A 12,105-nucleotide genomic window follows, 5' to 3' on the forward strand; every position below is an offset into this window, starting at 1 on the left:
ACTAGTGAGTTACGCCTTCAGGTGCTGCAGGAGCAGTCGCTGTGTCTTCAGAGTGATCGTCTTCAACCACTGCCAAGCCAGTTACTGTTTCCTCTTTTTCGTCGATGTTAATCAAACGAACACCTTGAGTGTTACGGCCAAGTACAGAGATGTCCGTCATCTTCATGCGGATCACTTGTCCTTTATCTGTGGAAAGGATCAATTCGTGTTTTTCAGAAACTTTTTTAGTACCGACAACGTTACCAACTTTGTCCGTCGTTTTCTGAGTAATGATACCCACACCACCACGAGATTGAACGCGGTATTCGCCCACTTCTGAACGTTTACCGTAACCTTTAGAAGTTACCATCAAGATAGTGTCTGGAGTGTTCTTTTCAAGAACTTCCATCGCTACCACAACGTCTTCCTTCGCCAGAGTGATTGCTTTCACACCGCGAGCTGTACGACCCATGCCGCGCACATCGTTTTCATTAAAGCGGATAGACATACCCTCTTTAGTTGCGATGAAGATATCGGATTGGCCGTCAGAGATTTTTACATCGATGATTGCATCGTCAAGATCTGTCGTCAGGGCGATAACACCCGCAGTTCTTGGGTTCGCGAATGAATCCATAGATGTTTTCTTGATCACACCTTTTTCAGTGAGCATCACTGCAAATTTATTTTCGTCAAATTCATTTACTGGCAAGATCGCGCGAACGCTTTCGCCGGAAGCAAGTTGAACCACGTTTGCCAACGATTTACCTTTAGAAGTACGGCTGCCAAGTGGAAGTTTATGAACTTTCACCCAGTACACTTTACCTTTATCAGTAAACACCAATAGCATCGTTTTTGTGGAAGCAGAGAACAAGTCTGTTACGTAGTCTTCTTCTTTTGTTTCCATGCCTTTCAAGCCTTTACCACCACGTTTTTGAACGCGGTATTCAGCTGTCGGCATACGCTTGATAAGACCTGTGTTTGTAACAGTCACAACCATGTCTTCGTCAGCAATCAAATCTTCGTCTTCGATATCGTCCAGGCTGCCTTGCAGTTGAGTGCGGCGAGGGTCAGCGTAACGTTTTTTCATATCTTCAAGCTCACCAACGATGATTTTGTAGATTTCACGAACGTCAGCCAAAACGAATTTCAACCAGTCGATTTGCTTTTGTAACTCAGCAAGTTCTTCAATGATTTTATCGCGCTCTAAACCAGTCAAACGTTGCAAACGCATTTCCAGGATCGCAACTGCTTGGCGTTCAGAGAATTCGAATTTAGACATCAAGGCTTCACGGGCCGCATGTGCTTCCTTGGAAGCACGGATCGTCTTGATAACTTCTTCGATATGATCTAGGGCTTTTTTCAAACCTTCCAAGATGTGCGCACGCTCTTGGGCTTTTTTAAGTTCGAAGATACAACGTTTCGTAACAACGTCACGACGGTGATCAACGAAGGCCTCAAGCATGCCTTTCAAATCAAAAGTAACAGGTTGGTTTTTCGCATCCAGCGCAAGCATGATGATACCAACTGAAACTTGCATTTGAGTGAATTTGTACAAGCGATTCAAAATAACGGAAGCGTTTTCGCCACGTTTTAGATTGATTACGATACGCATACCTTCACGAGAAGATTCGTCGCGGATATCAGAGATACCTTCGATAGCTTTGTCACGAACTAGGTCCGCGATGCTTTCGATAAGCTTCGCTTTATTAACCTGGTAGGGGATCTCGGTGATGATGATATCTTCACGGTCTTTGTTAGGAACGATTTCAGCAACCGCTTTAAGTGAGATAATACCGCGGCCTTTTTTGTAGGCTTGCAAGATACCTTCACGACCCGCGATCACACCTGCAGAAGGGAAGTCTGGTCCCTTGATGTGCACCATTAAGTCTTCAAGTTGGCAAGTCGGGTTGTTGATCAAATGGATTGTACCATCAATCACTTCACCCAAGTTGTGTGGCGGAATATTTGTCGCCATACCAACCGCGATCCCTGAAGAACCGTTCACCAAAAGATTTGGGAATTTTGCAGGAAGTACTAAAGGAATTTGTAAAGAGTCATCGTAGTTCGGACCGAAGGCTACTGTTTCTTTTTCAAGATCATTCAGTAGTTCTTCTGCCATCGGAGTCATACGAATTTCCGTATAACGCATGGCTGCCGCGCTGTCGCCGTCGATGGAACCGAAGTTACCTTGACCATCTTCAAGCGGGTAGCGCAGAGAGAAGTCCTGGGCCATACGAACCATTGTTTCGTAAACAGCCGAGTCACCATGCGGATGGTATTTACCGATTACGTCACCCACCACACGGGCAGATTTCAAATACGGTCTGTTGTGACGGTTGTTCATTTCACTTTGCGCGAAAAGAACGCGACGATGTACAGGTTTCAAACCATCACGTACGTCTGGAAGTGCACGGCCAACGATGACTGACATCGAGTATTGAAGGTATGCTCCACGCATTTCCTTGCTGATATCTACAACCGTGACGCCTTTTTCTTGATTACTATTTTCCATATTCAATCACCAATACTTAAAAATTAAACGTCAAGACTACGAGCTAGTAGAGCATTTTCGTGGATAAAATTACGACGAGGCTCAACCATCTCACCCATCAGGATCGAGAATGTTTCATCGGCCGCAACAGCGTCTTCGATAGAAACTCTTAGAAGAGTTCTGTTTTCCTTGTTCAGTGTAGTTTCCCACAACTGCTCCGGATTCATCTCTCCCAATCCTTTGTAACGTTGGATGTAGATTCCTTTTTTCGTAGATTCCATAACGTGTTCATAGAAGTCGTTGTAGTTCTCGAATTGAACTTCGTTTTCGCCCTCGATGATCGTTAATGGCAATGTGCTAATACCTTGGATTTGACCCCAGATTTTACGAAGCTCGATCATTTCTGAAGAGCGCAAGCTGTCCAGGCTGAACTTCGTTGTCATGCGATCAGCATAGCGAACCGTGTAGATGTCTGCGTATGGTTTTCCAGTGGCTTCATCTTGTTTTACTTCAGCTTTGAATTCTGTGATTCCAAGTTTTGGATCCGCATTCACCCAAGCAGTCATATCTGCAAGAACTGATTTCAACTTGCCTTCATCACCCAATGTTTTTTCAAGATCAGCAACTTTGCTTAGCATGAAATACAAAACGTCTTTGTCGTATTTCTTGGAAGAAACACGGATCAAGCTGTTTAATTTTTGGATGTTTAGGATCAATTGGCGAAGATCAGATTCAGGCAAGCTTTCTTTGCCTTTGATTTTGAAGTTGTTAAGACCTGAGCTCAAAAGATACTCAGTCAATGCAGCTTCATTTTTCAAATAAGTTTCTTCTTTACCTTTTTTCGCACGGTACAAAGGTGGCTGTGCGATATACACATAACCACGCTCAAGAACCAACGGCATTTGACGATAGAAGAACGTCAAAAGCAGCGTCATGATGTGAGATCCGTCGACATCGGCATCGGTCATGATGATGATTTTATGATAACGGATTTTATCCACATTCACATTGTCTTTACCGATACCAGTTCCCAGAGCCGAGATAATAACTTTGATCTCTTCAGAAGAAATAATTTTATCAAAGCGCGCTTTTTCTACGTTTAGGATTTTACCTTTCAACGGCAAAATCGCTTGCGTACGACGATCGCGACCTTGTTTCGCGGAACCTCCCGCGGAGTCCCCTTCCACCAGGTATAGTTCGCAAAGAGCCGGATCACGTTCCTGACAGTCTGCCATTTTACCTGGCAATGAACCACCATCGAGCGCTGTTTTACGACGAGTCAAATCACGAGCTTTACGAGCTGCCTCACGAGCACGTGCTGATTCCACACACTTACCGATGATGTTTTTTGATACAGATGGATTACGGTCCATCCAGTCAGCAAGTTTTTCATTCACCAAAGACTCGACGATACCTTTTACTTCGGCATTACCAAGTTTAGTTTTTGTCTGTCCTTCGAATTGAGGTTCGCGAACTTTTACGGAAATAACTGCTGCCAAACCTTCACGGATATCTTCACCTTCAAGATTTGTCTTAAGATCTTTTAAAAGATTTTTTTCAGTCGCATACGCATTTGTCGTACGAGTCAGTGCCGCACGGAAACCGACAAGGTGAGTACCACCTTCATGCGTGTTGATGTTGTTGCAATACGTGAAGATAGATTCAGAGTATGAATCATTCCATTGCATTGCGATTTCAACATCGACATTGTCTTTTTCACCTTTGAAGTAAACCACTTCACCGTGAAGAGCTTTTTTAGATTGATTCATGTACTTCACGAACTCAGCAACACCTTCAGCGTACTGGAAGTCTTGCTTTTTACCGGTGCGCTCGTCCGTCAAAGAAATATGAAGACCGGCATTCAAAAATGCAAGTTCACGGAAACGATTTGCAAGCGTATTGAAGTCGTAAGAAAGAGTTTCGTCTTTGAAAATATCACGGTCAGGTTTGAAAGTTACTTTCGTACCAGTTTTATTTGTGGGTTCGCCTTGTTCCACTGGCGCAAGGATTTTACCGCGCTCATAATTTTGTCTCCAGAAATGACCATCACGTTGAACTTCAACATTCACACGAGTGGAAAGGGCATTCACAACGGAAGCACCCACACCATGGAGACCACCGGAAACTTTATAACCGCCGCCGTCGAATTTACCACCGGCGTGAAGAACTGTCATAACAAGTTCTAGAGCGGATTTACCAGTTTGCTTTTGAGTTGCTACTGGAATACCACGGCCATCATCTTCAACAGTGATGGATTCATCCGCATTGATTGATACTTTGATTGTTTTGCAATATCCCGCAAGATGTTCGTCTACCGAGTTATCCACAATCTCATACACAAGATGGTGGTAACCTTTGAAAGCTGTATCACCGATATACATTCCGGGACGTTTACGAACTGCTTCGAGACCTTCAAGAACCTGAATTGAATCAGCTGAATAGGAAGCTGGTTGCTGTTGTTCTTCTGTAGACACTGTAACCCCTCATTGCTTTGCATATCCCTCGACGCTGTCGAGTAGATCGCGTTCATAATTCATCACGAGTTAAAAACTTCGTGATGATCTACTCAAGGATTTGGCCATCCTTGATGCGCACAACGGAAAGCTGATCGAGGCTGAAAGAGTCAGGCAATGTGAAGTCTGTCGTCGTAACAAAAATTTGTGTGTTGATCTCGTGTAAGAACGTAATCAGCGCATCTCTTTTGGTTTTATCGAGCTCAGATAAGACATCGTCTAACATCAGCACAGGATAGGTCCCGTGAGCCTTCCTATGATACACAATTTGGGCCATTTTGAAAGAAAGAATGATGGCTCTTTGCTGCCCTTGGCTACAAAAAAATCTTGAGTCTTTTCCACCATATAGGAACACGATATCGTGCTTGTGTGGCCCTACCAAACTGGTTCCAGATGAGAGCTCCGCATCATGCAATTCTCCGAGACGTTTTTCGAGGGACATTTGGACTTGTTCACGAGTGAAACTCACAGCATTTTCATCTGAAATCAGGTATTCCACTGAGATATCCACAGTAGATGTGCCGGAAATGTATTGCATGGCATTATTAAAATCTTTGGAAAGACCAGCCAGTGCAGTGATGCGGGCATGGGTCAAATCGGTCGCCAAACGCACAAATTGCGGGTGTAGAGACTCTAAAAGGTTCTGGGTAAGCCCACGGTCAGCCTCACCCTCCACAAAGTTCTTAAGCATCTTGTTGCGAGTTTTCAAAGCTTTACGGTAATCGGCGATCAAATCTGTGTTCTTGCGATCAAAGGTAACGAGTAAATCATCAACCAGTTCGCGACGGTGATCAGCACCTTCTTTGATCGCTGCTAAACTTTCGGGACTAAACACAACACTAGCAAATATTTTTCGAACATCAGCTGACGTCACACGTTTTTCATTCAACGTAAGTACTTTGCGACTTTTTGATAATCCAAGTTTAAGTTTGTAGTGAAGATCGTTCTGAGTAATCAATGCTTGGATAAGCGCTTCCTGATTATTCGAATTGATCATTGTGGAGTTGTCAGAGTAGCGGAAGGAATCACCTTGAGAGATCATGTACATCGCTTCAAGGAGATTTGTTTTCCCCTGACCGTTGTCTCCGACGAAGACATTCACGCGAGGGGAAAACTTTAACACCACGTCTCGGTAGTTACGAAAATTAACAAGACGTAGTCGTTCAAAGATCATTAGATTCTCATAGGCATAACAACGCAAGTGTAAGAAGCGTCGTTATGAGGTCTCATCAAACCCGGCGACAAGTGATCGTTCAATTCGAAATCGATCTTGTCGTGGTTCATGCTCGTCAAAATGTCAGTGATGTATTTTGCATTGAAACCGATTTTGATATCGCCACCAGCGTATTCAACTTCGATTTCCTCTTTTGCGTCACCCAACTCTGGATTGTTCGAAGAAATTTCCATACGACCGTTTGAAAGATTCAGCAACACGGCTTTGGATTTTTGATTCGCCAAAAGAGAAACGCGTTTTAGTGAAGTCAGGAAAGCTTCCTTGTTGATCATCACTTTTTGCGTCAGCTTCTGTGGAATAAACTGTTGATAATTCGGGTACTTTCCTTCGATCAAACGAATCATCAGGATTGTTGATGAATGTTTCAATACGAATTGGGAGCCTTCCACAGCTATTTCCACAGACCCATCAATGCCTTCTAAAATCTTTTTGATTTCATGAAGACCTTTACGAGGAATGATCACACCTTGAGTGGCAGAAACTTTTACGTCTGTGGATTCTTTCGAAACCAAACTCATACGGTGACCGTCTGTTGCAACCATTTTGAATCCAGCTTGTGGATTCAACTCAAAGAAAACGCCATTCAAGTGGTAACGAGTTTCATCATTCGATACAGAGTAAATTGTTTTATCAATCATCTCTTTCAAAACTTGTGCAGCGATTTTAATGAAGGCTTGAGAGTTGTAAGTAGGGAAGATCGGATATTCTTCAGCAGAGATACCCACAATCTTGGATGTGTATTTCCCTTGTTTGATTTCCAACCAGTTATTTTCTTTTTTGATTAAAGTGATTGGACCTTCAGAAAGTTCTTTTGCAATTTCGAAAAGACTTTTTGCTGATACGGCCACTTTACCTGGTTGATGTACTTGCGCTTTGATTTGGTCTGTCAGGCTTACTTCCAAATCTGTTGCGAATACTTTCAGTAAATTTTGATCTGCTTCAAGAAGTACATTGATGAGAATGGGCATTGTATTGCGCTTCTCAACGATGTTTTGAGTTTTACCGATAAGGCTTAATAGATCTCTTTTATCAATTTCGATCTTCATAACTAATTCCTCTTAAAACACCCTTCTTATTATCTATTACTATTAATATAAATAACTAGTAGTAGTAGTAGGGGCGTGGAAAACCTAACAAATCCTGTAAGTGCGTGTAAACACTAAAAAACAATTGTGGATAAAGCCTCTGTACAAGTTTGGCTGAAAGTTGCGAATTTTGGGGGTAACTCAGATCCACATTTCTTCCCCCAGATCCTTCCACAACTCTATCCACAGTCCACATTCACACACCTGTGATATTGTGGATTCTCTGCTCTAAATCCTCGATATCTTTTGCGATATCTTGATCCGTTGCCTGTAGAGATTTCACTCGATCCAGCGCGTTCATCACCGTCGTGTGATCTTTTCCGCCAAAAGCTTTGCCGATATCCACGAGTGATTTGTCCAAAAACTTCTTAATCAAATACATCGAGATTTGACGTGGAACGACAATTGGCTTGGCGCGCGTAGAGGATTTTAGATCCAAAACACGTACTTTAAAGTGATCCGCAGTCATCTTCATAATCTCTTCAACAGAGATAGTAGATTGAGTTTCATGGTGGGAAAGAATGCGCTTCACAAGCTCACCATCAATCGGCAGACCTTGAAGCTCAGAGAACATCTTAACTTTCTTAAGATTGCCTTCCAGCTCTCTGATAGAACGTTTAGAGATGCGTGCAATGTGATGAACAACATCTTCAGGCAAGCGCATATTAAACTTTTCTGCTTTATATCTAAGGATCGCGATACGCGTTTCCAAATCCGGCATTGTGATGTCGGCGATCAAACCACGTTCAAGACGGGTACGACTGCGATCTTCAAGTCCGTGGATATCCTTCGGCATACGATCACTCGCCAGGATAACCTGCTTACGAGTATCGATGAAGCTATTCACCGTGTGGAAGAACTCTTCTTGAACAGCTTCACCACGCGCAATGAACTGCACATCATCCACTAATAGGATGTCGGAGTTTTCACGGTATTTTTGGCGGAACTTATCCATCTCGTGACGACGAATCGCCGAGATACATTCATTCATAAAGCGTTCAGCTGATAAATAAGTAATTCTAAGTTGCGGAAATTGCTCGCGAATGTGATTACCCGCCGCGTGCAAAAGATGGGTTTTACCCATCCCAACCGGTCCATATATATAGAGGGGGTTGTAATCGTCCGCTCCAGGATTTCTGGCCACGTTGAAACAAGCGGCGTGGGCGAATTCAGAATTCTTACCTACGACGAATGTCGAAAAGGTCAGATCCACATTTAAAGTGTCGCTGGACCTAGGTTGAGTAGTCTGAATAGCCTGAGCACGCGAAAGTTGAGCTTGAAGAACTTCAGAACCTTGGTGAGAAGGAGTTTCCTCCACCGTGGTCACAGTTTCGATGTGGGTATTAACTTTGGTGCCCGTAACATTAAACTCAACTTCGAAGGGTCTTTGGTAAGTGTCTGAAATTTCAGTATAAATCTTATCCTGAAGGTTCTCGATCACAAAATACTGGTGGAGAGCGTTGGGTACTCCGAGTATCAATTTGGGACGCTCAAAGGAGCCCCCAGTACTGATATATTCAATAGGGTCTAGCCACGTATCTAATAACTTATTGTTATCATTACGACTTTTCATTTTTGTCTTAATCAATGTCCAGAAAGAAGCGTTTAACTCCATAGACCATCCCCTCGAAATGCAGAGTAGCCTTAACAAGGGGAGCTGAAGTTTTCAACAGTTGACCTTGATTACGCAATGTGATTAATTAGTGCCCCACGTATCTAGTTGATTACAGCTTTGTGGAATCGTATATGTAGCCGCCGATCATAAAATTGGCGTATTTGACGTCTTTTAGCGTCGTAAATTTCTCGGTAGAGAGTAGTTCAGGAGAACACATGAAACGTACATACCAACCATCAAACAAACGTCGTAAAACATCTCACGGTTTCCGCGCAAGAATGGCTACTAAAGCTGGTCAAGATGTTCTTAATCGCCGCCGCGCTAAAGGTAGAAAACGTTTGACGGTTTCTACAGGTGGAAAATAGTTCTCCGCTAGGAATTAAGCGCAGCTCTGAGTTTCTCTCTCTCAAACAATCTGGCAAAAGAAACTGGCCTACGAAGTGGTTGCTTCTGAATTATCAGAAGAACTCCGTTGGTCAGTTGCGTTTTGGCGTAACCGCAAGTCGAAAAGTCGGCCCTGCAGTCGTGCGAAACAAGCTTAAGCGTTGGAGCCGAGAATACTTTCGAGCGTTGCTTAAAACGGATAACTCCATTGAAGCCGACATCAACATTATCTTCAAACCCATGGACACCAACTTTTATAAAGGCCTCCCACACGAGGAATTTGTCAAAGCTATGGATCGCGGGATTGGGTCTCTTCGAAAAAACCTTTAAAGCACTGCTTTGGTTTTTCGTTGCTTCCTACAGATCAATTGGAACAACTCATTTGGGTGGTTCCTGTCGCTTCGAACCCAGTTGTTCAGCCTACGCTCTTGAAGCTATCCAAAAACACAAATCGCATACAGCAGTTTGGTTAATCACAAAACGAATTTGTAAATGTCGACCGGGTGGTCCTTGCGGATATGATCCGGTCCCAGATTCAGGGGGAATTCTCCATGGCTCAGCAACAAAATAATAACCCAGGCTTTTTCGACCCTAAAACGTTGATCGCTGTGGGTGCCGTCGCTCTGATTTATTTCGGATGGCAGACGTATCTTGGCAAAAAATATCCTGACTATAATAAACCAAAACCAGCACAAACTCAGACTGCTGAAACAGCAGCAACTCCTGGTGCAACAACGACTGCCGCTTCTCCTTCTTCAGGCAGCACAATTGAATCAAAATCTGAAACAGTTGCTCCGGTTCAAGAACAGTCTTTCTCATTCTCTAACGATAAAGTTTCCTTCCAAATTTCAAATCACGGTATGGGTCTTAAAAACTACACTGTGAATAATTACGAAGACAAATCCGGTGGCAAGATCAAACTTGGTGGCGCTGAAAATGACGGTTTGTATTCTATGCGTTTGACAGGTGCGGATAAATCATTGGTATTCAATCTGACTGAAAAAGCACCAGGATCCTATGTTGGTGTGGCTCAGGTTGGTGGCATGACAGTGACTCGTGAGTTGAATTTCGATGCTGCGAAATCATCATTCACAAACACGATTTCCATCTCTCAACCGACTGAAGAAATCAAAAAGGGTTTTTCAATCCTGATTCCTGAAAGCATCCACGACAAGGGTTCACACTCTTTCTTTATGCCTTCTTATGATCATCAGGATTTCTTTGTTAGTCACAGTGACGACAAGCACGAGACAGTCAACTTCAGCAATTCCAAAGAAAACGTAACGAAGGATATGCCGAACACTCAGTTGATCTCTGTAAGCTCGCAATATTTTGCAGCGGCGGCGATGGACAAGTCTGACATCATTCCTGAAGTTAAATTAACTGCGAATATCGAAAAGAAAACGGCCCAAGCTGAGATGGTTTACAAACCAGTTCAACTGAAAGAACAAATGAAGTTTGAATCTTTGTTCTATGCAGGTCCTAAATCTATCGACATGTTGAAAGCTGTTGATCCAGAAATGGCTCACATCATCGACTTTGGTTTCTTTGGCTTTATCGCTCGTCCTTTGTTGTATGTGATGAAGGCGTTCCACTCACTGGTTGGCAACTGGGGTGTGGCGATCATTCTATTGACATTGGCTGTGCGTTTCGTGGTTCTTCCATTCAACATTATGTCTGCTAAATCCATGAAGGCGATGCAAAAGGTTCAACCTATTATTGCAGGTCTTCGTGAAAAATATAAAGACGATGCAATGAGATTGAACACTGAGATGATGGCGGTTATGAAACAGCATGGTGCAAACCCAATGTCTGGTTGCTTGCCGATGCTTCTTCAGATCCCGATCTTCTTTGCTCTTTACCGTGTGATTGGTTCTTCGATCGAGCTTTACAATTCTCCGTTCATCCTTTGGATCACGGATTTGTCTGCGCACGATAAGTTCTATGTGTTGCCGGTATCTATGGCTGTATTCATGTACATCCAGCAAAAGATCACTCCATCAACAATGGATCCTACACAAGCTAAAATTATGCAGTTCATGCCATTGGTTTTCTCGATCTTCATGTTGCAGCTACCTGCAGGTCTGACTCTTTATATGGTTGTCAGCACATTGTTCGGTATCATCCAACAGTATTTGATTATGAGAGATCCAACTGCCAAACCAGCAGTTAAAGCGGTTAAGGCGAAATAGTTACTTAGATTTTTATTTTTACCTGGGAGGTAAAATGGGTTTTTTTAGTAAGCTTTTCGGGGGAAAAAGCAAGAGCGCTAACAGCGAAGTTGAATCTTTGGTTCAAGCGACTCTAGAGGGTATCATCGAAAAAGCTCAGTTCGATCTTTCTTTTGAAATCAATTCTTCAAAAGAAGAAGACGGCGGAGCCGTTCTTTCAGTGCAATTCTCCGGTGGGGACGAAGAGTTGTTGAAAGATAAAAAAGGACAGATGTTGGATGCATTCCAATTGTTCTTGAAACGCGTTGTTCAACACAACTTCCCTGAAGACAAAACAAACATCACAGTTGATTGCGGTGGATACCGTGATGAAACTGAAAGTGCTCTTATTGAGCGCGCAGAGAACTTGAAAGCGATCTGCATCGAGCAAGGTAAATCTGTATACTACAGAGCTTTGCCACCGAAAGACCGCAAAGTTGTTCACCAGTACTTGGCTAAAGATCCTCGTATCAAAAGCCGTTCACTAGGTGATGGCTTGTACAAAAAAATCAAAATCTATCCGGCTAAAGGTGGCAATTCAGCGCAAAATAATAACGCTGAAGAAGCTCACCACGATTAGTATTAAGTAGGGTC

The 12,105-nt window shown here is 43.1% G+C and carries 10 protein-coding genes; 5 read left to right on the top strand and 5 right to left on the bottom strand.

The genetic code is table 11. The annotated features are described in order from the left end of the window. Position 1: 1 nt before the first annotated feature. The 5 genes from gyrA to dnaA form a co-directional block, all read right to left on the bottom strand. The gene (gene gyrA, locus ACLSU7_RS11915; RefSeq protein ID WP_413292108.1) at positions 2 to 2,491 is read right to left on the bottom strand and encodes a DNA gyrase subunit A; all 2,490 of its coding nucleotides are present in this window, start codon (positions 2,489 to 2,491) and stop codon (positions 2 to 4) included. Positions 2,492 to 2,514: 23 nt separating this feature from the next. Further along, complete coding sequence (gyrB, locus tag ACLSU7_RS11920) at positions 2,515 to 4,944, bottom strand: DNA topoisomerase (ATP-hydrolyzing) subunit B (protein ID WP_413292109.1); 2,430 nt, start codon at positions 4,942 to 4,944, stop codon at positions 2,515 to 2,517. Between the two features lie 88 nt (positions 4,945 to 5,032). Beyond that, complete coding sequence (gene recF, locus ACLSU7_RS11925) at positions 5,033 to 6,157, bottom strand: DNA replication/repair protein RecF (protein ID WP_413292110.1); 1,125 nt, start codon at positions 6,155 to 6,157, stop codon at positions 5,033 to 5,035. Beyond that, a complete protein-coding gene (gene dnaN, locus ACLSU7_RS11930) occupies positions 6,157 to 7,263 on the bottom strand; it encodes a DNA polymerase III subunit beta (protein ID WP_413292111.1) in 1,107 nt (368 codons plus the stop codon). The genes recF and dnaN overlap by 1 nt, the downstream gene beginning before the upstream one ends. 235 nt (positions 7,264 to 7,498) lie before the next feature. Beyond that, on the bottom strand, positions 7,499 to 8,917 hold the full coding sequence (gene dnaA, locus ACLSU7_RS11935; protein ID WP_413292112.1) for a chromosomal replication initiator protein DnaA: 1,419 nt from the start codon (positions 8,915 to 8,917) through the stop codon (positions 7,499 to 7,501). Positions 8,918 to 9,132: 215 nt separating this feature from the next. Here dnaA and rpmH point away from each other — a divergent pair, with 215 nt between their 5' ends. Genes rpmH through ACLSU7_RS11960 form a run of 5 tightly spaced genes read left to right on the top strand, consistent with a single transcriptional unit; the run spans position 9,133 to position 12,091 of the window. Further along, positions 9,133 to 9,282: a 50S ribosomal protein L34 gene (rpmH, locus tag ACLSU7_RS11940; RefSeq protein WP_088616015.1), complete on the top strand. Its 150-nt coding sequence runs from the start codon at positions 9,133 to 9,135 to the stop codon at positions 9,280 to 9,282. Beyond that, entirely contained in the window at positions 9,272 to 9,631 is a 360-nt protein-coding gene (rnpA, locus tag ACLSU7_RS11945; protein ID WP_181605680.1) for a ribonuclease P protein component, read from the top strand. Before rpmH ends, rnpA begins: the two co-directional genes overlap by 11 nt. Positions 9,632 to 9,683: 52 nt before the next feature. Then, the gene (yidD, locus tag ACLSU7_RS11950; protein ID WP_413295409.1) at positions 9,684 to 9,872 is read left to right on the top strand and encodes a membrane protein insertion efficiency factor YidD; all 189 of its coding nucleotides are present in this window, start codon (positions 9,684 to 9,686) and stop codon (positions 9,870 to 9,872) included. Beyond that, on the top strand, positions 9,853 to 11,493 hold the full coding sequence (gene yidC, locus ACLSU7_RS11955; RefSeq protein WP_413292113.1) for a membrane protein insertase YidC: 1,641 nt from the start codon (positions 9,853 to 9,855) through the stop codon (positions 11,491 to 11,493). The genes yidD and yidC overlap by 20 nt, the downstream gene beginning before the upstream one ends. A gap of 34 nt (positions 11,494 to 11,527) precedes the next feature. Next, the gene (locus tag ACLSU7_RS11960; protein ID WP_142702030.1) at positions 11,528 to 12,091 is read left to right on the top strand and encodes a protein jag; all 564 of its coding nucleotides are present in this window, start codon (positions 11,528 to 11,530) and stop codon (positions 12,089 to 12,091) included. Positions 12,092 to 12,105 lie beyond the last annotated feature (14 nt).

Origin of the sequence: Bdellovibrio sp. HCB185ZH (assembly GCF_047302455.1) — a bacterium.
Lineage (GTDB): Bacteria > Bdellovibrionota > Bdellovibrionia > Bdellovibrionales > Bdellovibrionaceae > Bdellovibrio.